The following is a 14,433-nucleotide window of genomic DNA, read 5'->3' as shown; positions in this document are numbered from 1 at the left end:
TCGTCTGCGGCCGGTTTTTCTCGAGGAGGGATTGCATGGGGGAAAGTATCAGACGCTACTTGAAATTTGTTAAACCGTATAACTGGATGATCGTCCTGACGGTTGTCATTGGGATCGTGAAATTCGCCATTCCGCTGTTCATCCCGTTTCTCATCAAGATCGTGATCGACTCGATCATCGGATCCGACACAATGACGGCTGCAGAGCAGACGAAGCAGCTGTTTTACTGGCTCGGCGGCACCGCACTCGTCTTTTTCATCATCCGTCCGCCGGTCGAGTATTATCGGCAATATTATGCGCAATACGTCAGCAACAAGATTCTCTACGACATCCGGCAGAACCTGTACGGCCATCTGCAGAAGCTGAGCCTGCGCTTCTATACGGAAACACGGGCAGGCGAAGTGATTTCAAGGATCATCAATGACGTCGAGCAGACAAAGAACTTCGTGATGATCGGACTCATGAACGTCTGGCTCGATGTTGCGACGATCCTGATCGCCATCGTCATCATGATGACGATGGATATCCCGCTGACGATCGTGACACTTCTTGCCTTCCCGTTCTATGCGTATAGCGTCAAGCACTTCTTCGGAAAGCTGCGGACACTGACGCGCGAACGGTCGCAGTCGCTGGCCAACGTCCAGAGCTATTTGCATGAGCGGGTGGCGGGCGTCAGTGTCATCAAGAGTTTCTCGCTTGAAGATACTGAACAGAAGCGGTTCGATGATGTGAATGGCAAGTTCCTGGACAAAGCGATCCAGCATACGAAATGGAATGCGAAAGCGTTCGCAGTTGTGAATACGATCACGGACGTGGCACCGCTGCTTGTGATCGGTTACGCAGGCTATCAGGTCATCAACGGCAGCCTGTCCGTCGGTACGATGGTGGCATTCATCGCCTATATCGAACGGCTGTACAGTCCGCTGCGCCGGCTCGTCAATGCATCGACTTCGCTCACCCAGTCGTTCGCGTCAATGGACCGTGTCCTCGAACTGATGGAGGAACCATACGAAGTGACCGATAAGCCGGATGCGCGTCCGCTGCCGGCGATCCGCGGGAAAGTCGAGTTCGAGCATGTCGGCTTCGCGTATGAGGAAGAAGGGATACCGGTCCTGGACGACATGAACTTCACAGTGGAACCCGGGCAGACAGCTGCACTTGTCGGGATGAGCGGCGGGGGGAAATCGACGATTGTCAGCCTGATCCCCCGGTTCTATGATGTCACAGCCGGTGCCATCAAGATTGACGGCATTGACATCCGGGATATCCAGACGAAATCGCTCCGAGACCAGATCGGCATGGTGCTGCAGGACAGTATACTGTTCAGTGATTCCGTCCGCAGCAATATTATGATGGGGAACCCGGATGCGACGGAAGAAGAAGTGATCGCAGCCGCGAAAGCTGCAAACGCCCATGAGTTCATCATGGAGCTGCCGGAAGGGTATGACACGGAAGTCGGCGAGCGGGGTGTGAAACTGTCAGGTGGCCAGAAGCAGCGCCTGTCGATCGCCCGTGTGTTTCTGAAAGACCCGCCGATGCTCATACTGGACGAAGCAACGTCAGCGCTCGACCTGGAAAGTGAGGCACTTATCCAGGAATCGCTCAGCCGGCTCGCGCACAACAGGACGACGATCATCGTCGCCCATCGGCTTTCCACCATCACCCATGCTGACAAAATACTCGTCATCAGTCATGGGGAGCTGAAAGAACAGGGGACGCATGCCGAGCTGATGAATAAGCAAGGCACCTATTACGATCTCTTCAAAGTACAATCCGTTTAACCGTAGCAGACAGCAGGAGAATGCTCCCTCGCTGTCTGTTTTTTTTGATTGCTTTGAAAATTACCTTGATTTGAGATTAAAAAACCGTATAATACTGAATAGATGTTATTTTAAGAAAAATAGTATTGGGGTGGAAGATGTCATGGGGGAACGAAAGAAAGTCTTGGATGTGAAAGACTTGCAGACCACTTTTTTCACCGACTCAGGGGAGATTTCTGCGGTGGACCACGTCGATTTCCATGTGAAAGAAGGCGAAGTTCTCGGAATCGTAGGGGAATCCGGGTGCGGGAAAAGCGTGACATCGCTGTCAGTAATGGGATTGGTGCCGAGCCCGCCCGGCAAGATCACAGGCGGGGAAATACTATTCCAAGGTAGCGACCTGCTTGCGAAAAGCGAAAAAGAGATGCGCTCCATCCGGGGGAACGATATCGCAATGATTTTCCAGGAGCCGATGACTTCGCTCAATCCGCTGTTTACGATCGGCAACCAGATGTCCGAAGCGATTCTCATCCATGAAAAGAAATGGTCGAAAAAGAAAGCGAGAGCCCGTGCGGTCGAAATGCTGAAATTGGTGGGGCTGCCGCGGGCGGACGAATTGATCGACGAGTATCCGCATCAGTTGTCCGGAGGTATGCGGCAGCGTGTCATGATCGCCATGGCACTGGTTTGTGATCCGAAACTTCTCATAGCGGATGAACCGACAACGGCACTTGATGTGACCATCCAGGCGCAGATTCTGAAGCTCATGAAAGACCTGAACACCCGGCTGGACACGGCCATCATGCTGATTACACATGATCTCGGCGTTGTTGCGGAAACTTGCCAGCGCGTCATCGTCATGTATGCCGGCCAGGTGATCGAAGAAGCGCCGGTCAAGACGATTTTCGACAATCCGCAGCATCCATACACCAAGGGGCTGATTCAGTCCGTTCCGGATATGCGGTATAAGAAGGATCGGCTGTTCTCGATTCCGGGGAATGTCCCGAAGCCCGGTTCCATACGGCAAGGCTGCAAGTTCGCAGCGCGCTGTGAGTTCGCGTTCGACAGATGTCTGTCGGAAGATCCGGAACTGATCCATACAGAGGCGGCCCATCAGACAAGATGCTTCTTATACAGCGAGGAAGGAGTGAAGGACGATGGAGCAAAAGCCCTTATTGAAAGTTGAAGGACTGAAAAAGTATTTCCCTATTAAGAAAGGGCTGCTCGGGCGGACGGCTGGGTATGTCAAAGCGGTCGATGATATCTCCTTCCATGTGAACAAAGGGGAGACACTCGGTATTGTCGGAGAGAGCGGATGCGGCAAGTCGACGACAGGAAGGGTGCTGATGCGGCTCCTGGAACCGACAGAAGGCACCGTGGAATTCGACGGCCGGGAGCTGACGGATCTGTCTGCCGGCGATATGAGGAAGGTGCGCCGGGATATCCAGATGGTCTTCCAGGATCCTTATGCGTCCCTGAATCCACGCCATACGATCGGCAAGATCCTGGAGGAACCGCTCATCGTACATGGTATTTCCCATGCGAAGGAGCGAAAGAAGACCGTCAACAAGTTCCTCGAGATTGTCGGATTGAGTGCTTACCATGCAAAACGGTATCCGCATCAGTTCAGCGGCGGGCAGCGGCAGCGTGTCGGCATCGCCCGGGCGCTGATGACGAATCCGAAGCTCATCATCGCGGACGAACCGGTTTCCGCCCTGGACGTATCGATCCAGGCGCAAGTGCTGAACCTGATGCAGGATCTGCAGAAGGAATTCGACTTGACGTATATCTTCATCGCCCATGATCTGGGGGTGGTCCGGCACATCAGTGATCGGGTGGGGGTCATGTATCTGGGGAGGATTGTCGAGATTGCACCGAGCGAGCAGCTCTATGCAGAGCCTCTCCATCCATATACCCGGGCGCTGCTGTCAGCCGTACCGATCCCGGACCCGGATTACCAGAAGGAGCAGGTAACCATCGAAGGGGATATCCCAAGTCCTGCTAATCCACCATCAGGCTGTACGTTCCATACCCGCTGTCCGTTCAAGATGGACGTCTGCACAAAAGTTACACCCCAGCTCATGGAGCAACAGAACGGTCATTCTGTCGCCTGTCATCTTTATAGTGAACAGGCCGGCACTGACATAGCATGGAAAGAAAAAGAGATGGAGGGGTCTGTATGAGAAAAGGGAAGTTATGGTCGGCCGCACTCATCATGCTGCTTGTCCTTTCCGCTGCGCTCGCTGCATGCGGAAACGATGACGGCAAAGAGGGGACGGCAAGCGGGGACGGAGAAAAGTCCAGCGGCAAGGAAAAGACGCTGGTCTTCGGCCGGGGTGGGGATTCCACTTCACTCGATCCATCCCGCGTAACAGAAGGGGAGACCTTCAAAGTAACGGTCAACCTGTTTGAAACTCTCGTCAATTTCGGCGAGCAGGATACAACGATCCAGCCGGGGCTGGCGAAAGAATGGGAAACAACCGATGATGGTCTGACGTATACGTTCCACCTTGAAGAAGGCGTCAAGTTCCATGACGGCACCGACTTCAATGCAGATGCAGTCGTCGCGAACTTCGAACGATGGGCAGGCGGGGATGCTGAGAAGTTCCCGTACTACAGTTCCATGTTCGGCGGATTTGAAGGAGACGAGGAAGCGGTCATCGAGTCGGTGACAGCGCAAGACGAGAACACAGTCGTGTTCAAACTGAAACGCCCTCAGGCGCCATTCCTGAAAAACCTGGCAATGAGCATGTTCGCCATCTCAAGTCCTGAGGCATTCGCGAAAGGCGATGACGACTACGAGCGGAATCCGGTCGGTACCGGGCCATTCAAGTTCGTGGAGTGGAAAGCGAACGATTCGATCACAATCGAAAAGAACGAAGACTACTGGCAGGAAGGGCTTCCAAAGCTCGACAAAGTCGTATTCCGTTCCATCCCGGACAATGCAGCACGTCTGAACGCGCTGACTGCCGGCGAGATCGATCTGGCTGACGGCATCAACCCGTCGGATGGTGAAAAGATCGAGAACGATTCAAATCTGCAGTTGTTCGAACGTCCGTCCATGAACGTCGGCTACCTCGGTCTGACGGTCACACGCCCGCCGTTCGATAAGAAAGAAGTACGCCAGGCCATGAACTACGCGATTGATAAGCAGACAATCATCGATTCGTTCTTCGAAGGCCGTGCTGAACTGGCGAAGAACCCAATGCCTTCATCCATCTCGGGGTACAACGATGAGATAGAAGAATATGAGTATAACCCTGAAAAGGCGAAAGAACTGCTGAAACAGGCAGGACTGGAAGACGGCTTCGAAATGGAACTGTGGGCAATGCCTGTTCCGCGTCCATATATGCCAGACGGCACAAAGGTAGCGGAAGTCATCCAGAGCAACCTTGCAGATGTCGGCATCAAAGCGGAAATAGTCTCGTATGAGTGGGCGACGTACCTCGACAAAGCGAGCAAAGGGGAAGCGGATGCCTTCATGCTCGGCTGGACAGGAGATAACGGCGATGCCGATAACTTCCTGTATGTCCTGCTTGATGAAGACAATATCGGAAGCAACAACTATACGTACTTCAAAAACGATGAAACACACAAACTCTTCCTGGAAGCACAGACGGAAGTGGATGAGGACAAACGGAACGAACTGTATATGAAAGCACAAGAGATCCTTCATGATGAAGCGCCATGGGTGCCGTTGGCTCACTCGACACCATTGCTCGGCGGAGCTGCTGATCTGACTGGTTTCAAACCGCATCCTACAGGTTCCGACTTGCTCTCGAACGTAGATTTCAAGTAAGTTCAGGCTGACAGGCAACAGGGGGGAGGCGATTCGCTTATCCCCCTTTCCTGTTCCTGAAAAGCCAAAAAGAGCCTAAAGGGGTGAAGTGTATGCTCAGTTACATAGGGAAGCGGTTATTCCAGCTCATCCCTGTACTGTTAGGGATGACATTCGTTGTGTTCATGATGATCCGGGCGATACCGGGCAACCCTGCGCAAGTGATACTGGGACAGCAGGCGACACCCGAAGCGGTTGCGGTGCTCAATGCAAAACTCGGGCTGGACCAGCCGTGGTATATCCAGTTCTTCAGTTATCTGAAAGGGATTTTCACGGGTGACCTCGGGGAATCCATGAGAACCCGGCTGCCGGTGGCCGATGAAATCTGGCCGTATCTCGCGGCCACATTGGAACTGGCACTGTTCGCCATGATCGTTGCTGTCGTCATCGGCATCAACGCCGGCATCATCTCCGCATGGTTCCAAAATTCATGGTTCGATTATACAGCGATGATCCTGGCGCTGGTCGGTGTATCCATGCCGATCTTCTGGCTCGGTCTCCTGGGGCAGTGGGCATTCGCCATTGAACTGCAGTGGCTGCCGACCACAGGACGTGAGCAAGTACGCGATCCCGTATCAGCGGTCACCCATCTCTATTTGCTGGATGCCATGCTGAACGGCAGGTTCGACCAGCTGTGGGAAGTATTCAAGCACCTGATCCTTCCGGGACTTGCCCTTGCGACCATCCCGATGGCGATCATCGCACGTATGACCCGTTCCAGCATGCTTGAAGTCATGCGGTCCGATTTTATCCGGACAGCCCGCGCAAAGGGGCAGAAAATGTTCTGGGTCGTCTACAAACACGCTTTGAAAAACGCAATCATTCCAGTGCTGACAATTGTCGGCCTTCAAATGGGGATGCTCCTCGGCGGGGCGATCCTGACAGAAACGATTTTCGCATGGCCGGGGATTGGCCGATATATCTATGACGCCATCAACTACCGTGATTACCCGGTCATCCAATCGGGAATCCTGGTCGTCGCATTCTTCTTCGTCATGATCAACCTCATCGTGGACCTGCTCTACGGTGTGATCGATCCGAGGATTAAGTATGATTGAGGGAGGAGGAATACAACATGTCTGAATTGTCACCGAAGATTGATGGCATCGCAGAAGCGAAGATTGAAAAAGAGTCCGGTCCGTGGCGGGATGCATGGCGGAGTTTCCGGAAGAGTAAAGTGGCGGTTGTCGGAATGGCGGTTGTCATCTTTTTCATCCTGATGGCACTTCTTGCGCCATTCATCGCTCCGCAGGGCATAAACGAACAGAACATGGCTGACCGTCTGCATGCGCCATCAGCGGAGTATTGGTTCGGTACGGATGATTTCGGCAGAGATATCTTCTCCCGTATTATGCACGGCGCCCGGATTTCTCTCGCGGTCGGGTTCTTCTCGGTCATCGGTTCCGTTGTTGTCGGAAGTATACTCGGCATCATTGCCGGCTATTATGGCCGCTGGGTGGATGTGATCATCTCCCGGATCTTCGATATCATGCTCGCATTTCCTTCGATCCTGCTGGCGATTGCCATTGTCGCCGTACTCGGACCGAGCCTGCAGAATGCACTGATTGCCATCGCGACCATCAACGTGCCGAATTTCGGCCGGCTGATCCGATCGAAAGTGCTGAGCATCAAGGAGGATGAATACATCACCTCCGCCAAAGCGATCGGCATGAAGGATGCGCGTATCCTGTTCTCGCACATCCTGCCGAACTCCATGGCACCTGTCATCGTCCAGGGTACACTCGCTGTTGCAACGGCTATCCTGGAAGCGGCTGCGCTCGGTTTCCTCGGGCTTGGAGCGAAAGCACCTTCACCGGAGTGGGGCAAAATGCTTGCTGATTCACGGGATTATCTGCAATCCGCACCGTGGACAATGATCTTTCCGGGTCTCGCCATCATGCTGACGGTCCTCGGGTTCAACTTGATGGGTGACGGACTGCGGGATGCACTCGACCCGAAAATGAAAAGCTGAACAAAAAAGAGCTGCCCTTCGCCGGGGCAGCTCTTTTAATAGATTTCATCTTCGAATTGCGTATTGGCTTCACTCTCATAACGGCGCTGGTAGCTGACGACCAGACTGTCGAGGTGCTCCAGCTGTTCTTCGTAGTTCAAGATGGAAGACAGGATATGCAACAGATAATATGTCGAAAACTCCTCATTCTCCTCTTTCGAAAGAGCGATTTCTTTCAAGAAGATATCCATGACTTCCTGCCGGTGAATGTATTCGTCATGCAATCCGGTCGACAGCTGATCCGATTTCAACTTACCGACAAATTTCAAGTGCAGCTGCTCATGATAGGTGAGCAAAGCATCCAGACGCTCCTGCACCATCATCTTGAAATGGTCCGGCAGTGCAGCCAGTTCGCTCTCGTGCATGAACAATTTACGGAGGACTTGGAGACTCGCATTGGAAGCGACGATCATCTGTCGGTAGATCACCAGTTTGCGCGCTTTGGCATACTGGTTCTTTTTCAGGTAGTACCGTTCTTCCTTATACAGGGCATACAGCTGATCGATTGTCGTCAGCTGATCACGTGAGTTCTCGATGACATTCTTCGTTGCCAGAAAATCGGACGCCTGGCGGCTGGTCAGCCGGATCCACCGGATGATCTCATCCTGCACCTGGTGGATGGACTGGAACAGCTTCACTTCATATTTCGGCGGCACAAACACCAGATTGACCAGGAAGGCTGCCAAGACGCCTATTGTAATAGAGAGTATCCGAAGGCCAGCATATAACAGAAACCCATCGCCTTTGATTTCCATAATAGCGATCGTTGTCACGAGCGCCAATCCAATCGATTTTTCAAGTCCGAGCTTCAGCATGATCAGAATGACGATCACGGCTGCCAATCCGACAATCATCAAGTGATGACCGAACATCAATACAAACAAAACAGCTACCGTTCCGCCGATCAGGTTACCTTGTATCCGCTCCACAACTGATTTGTATGATCTGTAAATCGTCGGCTGGATGGCGAAAATCGCTGCAATCCCTGCAAACACAGGATTGGGCAGATGGAACACTTGCGCAAGGAACAATGCGAAGACAATGGCAATACCCGTCTTCAAACTGCGGGCACCAAGTTTCATATCTGTCTTCCTCTCTTTCGCGGTCTCTTTTGCGCTACTTTACAATAAATTCCGGTATGGGTCAACAGCTCGATTACAGCAATTGTGAGAACGCAGAATCGACAGCTTCCAGAGTATCCTGGATATCTTTTTCCGTATGTGCTGACGTGATGAACCAAGCTTCATATTTGGAAGGCGCCAGGTTGACACCCTGTGCCAGCATCAGTTTGAAGAACTTACCGAACCGCTCTCCGTCCGTCGCTTCCGCCTGATCGTAATTGACGATCGTTTCGTCCGTGAAGAACACGGTCAGTGCGCCGCCTTTCCGGTTGATGGTGATTGGAACGCCGTGCTTTCCGGCAGCTTCGAGAATCCCATCCTCCAAGAGGGCCCCGAGGCGGTCGAGTTCCGAGTACAGGCCTTCTGTCTGCAGCACTTCCAGGCAGGCAATCCCGGACAGCATCGATGCAGGATTTCCTGCCATCGTGCCCGCCTGGTATGCAGGACCGAGCGGCGCCACGTTATCCATGATCTCACTTCTGCCGCCGTATGCGCCAATCGGCAGGCCGCCTCCGATGATCTTGCCCATCGCCATCAGATCCGGCTGGAGTCCGAGCAGTTCAGCCGCTGAACCATAGTGGAAGCGGAATGCCGTAATCACTTCATCGTAAACGATGAGAGCCCCTTTTTCCTTGGCGATCTCATGTACGAGCGGCAGGAATCCTTCCTGAGGCTCGACGATACCGAAATTGCCGACGATCGGTTCCACGAGGATGCATGCGATTTCATCCCCCCAGCGGTCCATTGCTGCTTTGAAACTTTCCGGATCGTTGAAAGGAATCGTGATCACTTCTTCAGCGATCGTCTTCGGAACACCGGCGGAATCCGGAGTACCCAATGTGGCCGGACCGGAACCTGCCGCAACCAGCACGAGATCGGAATGGCCGTGATAGCAGCCTGCGAATTTCATGATCTTCGTGCGGCCGGTATAGGCGCGAGATACACGGATTGTCGTCATGACTGCTTCCGTTCCGGAATTCACGAACCGTATTTTATCGATCCCCGGAATCGCGTCCTTCAGCATCTTGGCGAATTTCACTTCGTGCTCGGTCGGTGTCCCGTACAATACGCCATTTTCAGCAGCCTTCGTGATGGCTGCCGTAATGTGCGGGTGGGCATGGCCGGTGATAATCGGTCCGTAGGCGCCTAAGTAATCGATATACTTATTGCCGTCCACATCCCAGAAGTAAGGGCCTTCCGCACGCGCCATCACAGCAGGTGCTCCGCCGCCGACCGCTTTGTAACCGCGGGACGGGCTGTTGACGCCTCCTACAATATGCTCGCACGCCTGTGCATAGATTGCTTCTGAATTCGATCTTTCCATAATAATTCCTCCGTTCAAATCAGTTCTTCACTATTCTACCTAAAAACAAAGCAAACACCAAAGGAATTGAAAAAGACGGAGTAGTCCGATACTATTAATGGAAAGAAACTGATTGGAGGAATGTTTTATGTCGTCAATGGAAGGCATGCATGCGCCTGAATTCTCTTTACGGAACGAACGCGGCGAAACAGTTTCACTTTCCGATTTCGCTGGTGAGAAATATGTAATCCTTTATTTCTACCCGAAAGATGCAACGCCTGGGTGTACACTCGAAGCCCAGTCGTTCAGTGAAAGCCACTCCGATTTCGAAGACATCAATGCAGTGATCCTCGGTGTCAGTCCGGACGGGGAAGAATCCCATTTGAAGTTCAGCAACAAGTATAATCTGCCGTTTTCACTGCTGGCCGACCCGGATCATACAGCAGCGGAGCAATACGGGGTATGGAAGCTGAAAAAATCGTTCGGCAAAGAGTATATGGGCGTGGAACGCTCGACATTCCTCATCGACCCGACGGGCACCATTGTCAAAGAGTGGCGGAAAGTGAAGGTGGACGGTCATACGGATGACGTGTATCGTGCACTCCTTCAGCTGACAGACGAAGTAGGGGGAGAGGGCTGATGCCGAAAGTACTGTTCACGTTCCCTATCAAAGAACAATTCCGCAATGAGCTGGAAAAGGAATTCAGTGAAGCTGAATTCGACTTTTCAGGTACTATGGAGAATGCCGAGCGGAAACACCCCGACATTCTGGTAACTTACGGTTCTGATCTGGATGCCGCTTCGCTCGGCGGACTGCCGGATTTGAAGTGGGTCATGGTCGCGTCAGCCGGTGTGGACCAGCTGCCGCTTAAAGAGCTGGGAGAGCGGGACATCCTCGTCACGAATTCCAGCGGAATCCATAAAACCCCGATGGCCGAAACCGTTCTTGCCCACATTCTATCTTTGAAACGCGCGCTCCCTCAGCTGAGGGAACAGCAGAAGCAGAAAGTATGGGAAAAAGTGAAGTCTGGCGAACTGAAAGGCTCCACAGCCCTCATACTCGGTCCCGGCTCGATCGGCGGGGAAATCGGCAGGCTGCTGCAGGCGTTCGGCGTCCGTACAATCGGATGCAGCAGATCAGGCAGCACGCATGATGGCATGCACGAAGACATTTCGTTCGACTGCATCGACGAGCATCTGCCGGAAGCGGATTATGTGATTTCCGTCCTGCCGAGCACTCCGGAAACCCGCTGGCTCCTGAACGAAGAGCATTTCAAACGCATGAAGAACACCGCTGTCTTCTTGAACTTCGGCAGAGGAGACCTGGTGAAGGAAGAAGTCATTATAGAAGCCCTGAAGAACAAGGAGATCGCACAAGCTGTCCTTGATGTATTCGAGCAGGAGCCGCTGCCGGAGACGAATCCGCTCTGGAAGCTTGAGAACTGTACGGTCTCGCCTCATGTCTCTGCACTATCGGCAAAGTATGTGGAACGGGCTCTGGAAATCTTCAAAGAGAATTTGCGCGTATGGTTATCATCGGAAGGTTCTTACAAGAATATCGTTGAACCGGATCGCGGCTATTGACCCGCAAGAGACGCGCTCGCCGGTAATCACAATTGTTGACAGGACACCACAAATTCAGTAAACTAATTATAATCATTATAATTAAGTAATCTTTACGGAATAGAGGTGTTCGTCATGCCAGGTGCAATGCTGAAAAATGCGCTTGTCACATTGAAAGAGAGCGGTGTGCGGATCACTCCTCAGCGCCACGCTATTTTGGAATTCCTCATTTCTTCTGAAACCCACCCGACGGCGGATGAAATCTATAAAGCACTCGAACAGGATTTTCCGAATATGAGTGTAGCGACAGTCTATAACAATCTGCGTGTATTCAGGAATGCGGGGCTCGTCAAAGAGCTGACCTTCGGAGATGCTTCAAGCAGATTCGACTTCGTGACACACGATCATTACCACATCATCTGTGACGAATGTGGAAGCATTGTCGATTTTCATCATCCCGGATTGGAAGAAGTGGAAAGGCTTGCGTCCCATGTGACAGGATTCAAAGTGAATTCCCACCGCTTGGAAGTGTACGGTGTCTGTCCTGCGTGTCAAGAACAAGGCCGCGCCACTAAAGCTAATTGAAAAAACACCTATTTCTCTCAGGAGAAATAGGTGTTTCAGACTGTAGACAAACTCTCTCGATTGGGAGTTTGCCTGCAGTCTTTTTTCTTTTACAATGGAATCAACACTGAACCTGTTGATTTCCGCTGCGAGCGGACGCTTTCCGGGGGGCACGGCTTCAGCCGCTTCCTCCGCTTCGCTCCGTCCAGGGTCTTCAGCTCGTGCTGATCCCCCAGGAGTCGCCGCTCTCCTCTCCAATCAACAAATGTCTCTTATAACTAGATGAGGTGATGGATATGATGACGAAGAATCAAGTCAATGAACGAGAACAGATGGAAATCTTGGCGATTGAACAATTGGTTCCGCAAGATCATTTGGTTCGCAAACTGGATGCCGCGATTGATTTTTCGTTCATCTATCCATTAGTTGAGAACTTGTACTCAGATGTAGGACGGCCAAGCGTTGACCCAGTTGTCTTGATTAAGATGACTTTCATTCAATATACCTTCGGTATCCGTTCCATGCGGCAGACCATCAAAGAGATCGAGACCAACGTGGCATATCGGTGGTTCCTTGGATTTGGGTTTCATACAGAAGTGCCCCATTTCTCGACGTTCGGAAAGAATTATGTTCGTCGCTTTGCCGATACTGATCTGTTTGAACAGATTTTCTATCGAGTGCTCAAGGAAGTCGCAGATCGTGGTTTGCTGAGTGCGGATCACGTTTTCATTGATTCAACCCATGTAAAAGCCAGTGCCAACAAACGGAGATTTGAGAAGAAGACGGTACGGAAAGAGAGCCGTGCGTATGAACAGAAGCTCCAGGAGGAGCTCAATCTGGACCGCGAGAATCATGGGAAGAAGCCATTTCCTATCGAGAAGTTCGAGAAAGAGGAGTACAAAGAGATCAAAGAATCCATGACTGATCCTGAGAGCGGTTATTACGTAAAAGATGAGCGAACCAAACAGTTTGCGTACTCCTTCCACGCTGCAACCGATGAAAAGGGATTCGTGCTCGCCAGCATCGTCACGCCCGGAAATGTTCACGACAGCCATATGTTACAACCGCTTGTTGAGAAGGTGATTGATGAGGTGAAACGGCCGCTGGCCGTTGCGGCAGATGATGCCTACAAGACGCCCGCGATTGCAAACTTTCTTTTAGAGAATCAGATCTTACCCGTCTTGCCTTATAAACGACCGATGACGAAAGAGGGATTTTTCAAGAAACATGAGTATGTTTACGATGAGCATTATGATTGTTACCTGTGTCCTGAAGGACAAGTCCTACCTTATCGAACGACCACGAAGGAAGGCTACCGTCAATATGCCTCATCACCTTCTACCTGCGCCAGCTGTCCGGTAATTGATCAATGTACAAACAGCAAGAATCAGCAAAAGATCATCCAGCGGCACATCTGGCAGGACTATCTGGATATGGCAGAGGAATTGAGACACCATTACGAGATCAAAGAAATTTATGAGCAGCGGAAAGAGACGGTTGAACGTGTCTTTGCGGATGCAAAAGAGAAGCATGGAATGCGATGGACAGCCTTGAGAGGCCTTAAAAAATTGTCCATGCAGGCGATGCTTTCTTTTGCTGCCCAAAATCTGAAGAAACTTGCCAGCTGGACATGGAATTCACCTGGTAACAAAAGTGCCCATACATGTTCAGTGTCCTGAGGGACACCAAGTTGATCGGAGTGCAGGGCGGCGACTCCTGGGGGATCAGCGCAGTGCGAAGACCCCGCAGGAGCGAAGCGACGAGGAGGCTGAGGGCAAGCCCCCCCGGAAAGCGTCCGCCCGGAACGGAGATCGACGGCTTTCGATCACTTGCAATTTTATTACTTCAAAACCAAAAGGGTTGGAAATCGATTTGATTTCCAACCCTTTTGTCAACAGTCTGAAACACCTATTTCTCTCAGGAGAAATAGGTGTTTTTTCAATTCTTCTTTTGTTTCGGACGGTTGTATACTTCGTCGAACTCCTTGCCTTCGAGCGAAGGATCCATAGTCAAAGGTTCGCGGCAATGTCCGCACATATCGACACGGCCGAGCATCTTTGTCTGTCTGCCGCAATTCGGACAGACGATCTGCACTGCCCGGGTGGATAATGTCCCGATCCATGCATAGACGACAACACTTGCCAGAATCGCCACGACACCAAGAACCATGAACAGGAGCATGAGTATTTCGTATTTACGGAAGAACAGACCAATATACATCACGATCACTCCGATGAAGATGAGTGACAGTGCGAATGACCGGATTCGGTTGA

The 14,433-nt window shown here is 51.9% G+C and carries 13 protein-coding genes (1 of these 13 running past the window's edge); 10 read left to right on the top strand and 3 right to left on the bottom strand.

Annotation, left to right across the window (positions count from 1 at the left end):
* The first annotated feature begins 35 nt into the window (after positions 1–35).
* The 6 genes from BN1190_RS04610 (at position 36) to nikC (ending at position 7,570) form a co-directional block, all read left to right on the top strand.
* On the top strand, positions 36–1,781 hold the full coding sequence (locus BN1190_RS04610; protein ID WP_040285832.1) for an ABC transporter ATP-binding protein: 1,746 nt from the start codon (positions 36–38) through the stop codon (positions 1,779–1,781).
* A 142-nt stretch (positions 1,782–1,923) separates the two neighbouring features.
* Positions 1,924–2,946: an ABC transporter ATP-binding protein gene (locus BN1190_RS04605; protein WP_040285831.1), complete on the top strand. Its 1,023-nt coding sequence runs from the start codon at positions 1,924–1,926 to the stop codon at positions 2,944–2,946.
* Positions 2,918–3,943 carry an ABC transporter ATP-binding protein gene (locus BN1190_RS04600; protein ID WP_040285830.1) on the top strand — a complete coding sequence of 342 codons (1,026 nt, stop codon included), beginning with the start codon at positions 2,918–2,920 and terminating at the stop codon, positions 3,941–3,943. The genes BN1190_RS04605 and BN1190_RS04600 overlap by 29 nt, the downstream gene beginning before the upstream one ends.
* A complete protein-coding gene (locus BN1190_RS04595) occupies positions 3,940–5,559 on the top strand; it encodes an ABC transporter substrate-binding protein (RefSeq protein ID WP_040285829.1) in 1,620 nt (539 codons plus the stop codon). The genes BN1190_RS04600 and BN1190_RS04595 overlap by 4 nt, the downstream gene beginning before the upstream one ends.
* 92 nt (positions 5,560–5,651) lie before the next feature.
* Positions 5,652–6,656 (top strand): ABC transporter permease, encoded by a 1,005-nt coding sequence (locus BN1190_RS04590; protein WP_040285828.1) that lies wholly within the window; start codon positions 5,652–5,654, stop codon positions 6,654–6,656.
* A 17-nt stretch (positions 6,657–6,673) separates the two neighbouring features.
* Positions 6,674–7,570 carry a nickel transporter permease gene (nikC, locus tag BN1190_RS04585; RefSeq protein WP_098060112.1) on the top strand — a complete coding sequence of 299 codons (897 nt, stop codon included), beginning with the start codon at positions 6,674–6,676 and terminating at the stop codon, positions 7,568–7,570.
* 35 nt (positions 7,571–7,605) lie between these two features.
* Here the strand turns inward: nikC and BN1190_RS04580 are convergent, their stop codons facing one another.
* Complete coding sequence (locus tag BN1190_RS04580) at positions 7,606–8,691, bottom strand: FUSC family protein (protein WP_040285827.1); 1,086 nt, start codon at positions 8,689–8,691, stop codon at positions 7,606–7,608.
* Between the two features lie 73 nt (positions 8,692–8,764).
* On the bottom strand, positions 8,765–10,054 hold the full coding sequence (locus tag BN1190_RS04575; RefSeq protein ID WP_040285826.1) for a glutamate-1-semialdehyde 2,1-aminomutase: 1,290 nt from the start codon (positions 10,052–10,054) through the stop codon (positions 8,765–8,767).
* Positions 10,055–10,181: 127 nt separating this feature from the next.
* Here BN1190_RS04575 and bcp point away from each other — a divergent pair, with 127 nt between their 5' ends.
* The 4 genes from bcp to BN1190_RS04555 all read left to right on the top strand — a co-directional run bounded on the left by bcp (position 10,182) and on the right by BN1190_RS04555 (position 13,839).
* Positions 10,182–10,673, top strand: a complete 492-nt coding sequence (gene bcp / locus BN1190_RS04570) for a thioredoxin-dependent thiol peroxidase (protein WP_040285825.1) — start codon at positions 10,182–10,184, stop codon at positions 10,671–10,673.
* A complete protein-coding gene (locus BN1190_RS04565) occupies positions 10,673–11,617 on the top strand; it encodes a D-2-hydroxyacid dehydrogenase (protein WP_040285824.1) in 945 nt (314 codons plus the stop codon). Before bcp ends, BN1190_RS04565 begins: the two co-directional genes overlap by 1 nt.
* Before the next feature lie 114 nt (positions 11,618–11,731).
* Positions 11,732–12,181: a peroxide-responsive transcriptional repressor PerR gene (gene perR / locus BN1190_RS04560; protein WP_040285823.1), complete on the top strand. Its 450-nt coding sequence runs from the start codon at positions 11,732–11,734 to the stop codon at positions 12,179–12,181.
* Between the two features lie 275 nt (positions 12,182–12,456).
* A complete protein-coding gene (locus BN1190_RS04555; protein ID WP_052461685.1) occupies positions 12,457–13,839 on the top strand; it encodes an IS1182 family transposase in 1,383 nt (460 codons plus the stop codon).
* A 259-nt stretch (positions 13,840–14,098) separates the two neighbouring features.
* Here BN1190_RS04555 and BN1190_RS04550 read toward each other — a convergent pair whose 3' ends face one another.
* Positions 14,099–14,433, bottom strand: the 3' portion of a protein-coding gene (locus BN1190_RS04550; RefSeq protein WP_040285822.1) for a YgzB family protein. The gene runs 22 nt beyond the window's last position; only the last 335 of its 357 coding nucleotides appear in the window; its start codon lies beyond the right edge, outside the window — the gene reads right to left on this strand; it ends in the stop codon at positions 14,099–14,101.

This window comes from Sporosarcina koreensis (assembly GCF_000826145.2).
In the GTDB taxonomy this organism is placed as follows: Bacteria; Bacillota; Bacilli; order Bacillales_A; family Planococcaceae; genus Sporosarcina; species Sporosarcina trichiuri.
Note: the sequence above shows the minus strand (reverse complement) of the source record. Positions and strands in the feature narration are given on the sequence as shown.

Coding starts and splice junctions, on each gene's coding strand:
- BN1190_RS04610 (WP_040285832.1), top strand. CDS start 36: ATGGGGGAAAGTATCAGACGCTACTTGAAATTTGTTAAACCGTATAAC.
- BN1190_RS04605 (WP_040285831.1), top strand. CDS start 1,924: ATGGGGGAACGAAAGAAAGTCTTGGATGTGAAAGACTTGCAGACCACT.
- BN1190_RS04600 (WP_040285830.1), top strand. CDS start 2,918: ATGGAGCAAAAGCCCTTATTGAAAGTTGAAGGACTGAAAAAGTATTTC.
- BN1190_RS04595 (WP_040285829.1), top strand. CDS start 3,940: ATGAGAAAAGGGAAGTTATGGTCGGCCGCACTCATCATGCTGCTTGTC.
- BN1190_RS04590 (WP_040285828.1), top strand. CDS start 5,652: ATGCTCAGTTACATAGGGAAGCGGTTATTCCAGCTCATCCCTGTACTG.
- nikC (WP_098060112.1), top strand. CDS start 6,674: ATGTCTGAATTGTCACCGAAGATTGATGGCATCGCAGAAGCGAAGATT.
- BN1190_RS04580 (WP_040285827.1), bottom strand. CDS start 8,691: ATGAAACTTGGTGCCCGCAGTTTGAAGACGGGTATTGCCATTGTCTTC.
- BN1190_RS04575 (WP_040285826.1), bottom strand. CDS start 10,054: ATGGAAAGATCGAATTCAGAAGCAATCTATGCACAGGCGTGCGAGCAT.
- bcp (WP_040285825.1), top strand. CDS start 10,182: ATGTCGTCAATGGAAGGCATGCATGCGCCTGAATTCTCTTTACGGAAC.
- BN1190_RS04565 (WP_040285824.1), top strand. CDS start 10,673: ATGCCGAAAGTACTGTTCACGTTCCCTATCAAAGAACAATTCCGCAAT.
- perR (WP_040285823.1), top strand. CDS start 11,732: ATGCCAGGTGCAATGCTGAAAAATGCGCTTGTCACATTGAAAGAGAGC.
- BN1190_RS04555 (WP_052461685.1), top strand. CDS start 12,457: ATGATGACGAAGAATCAAGTCAATGAACGAGAACAGATGGAAATCTTG.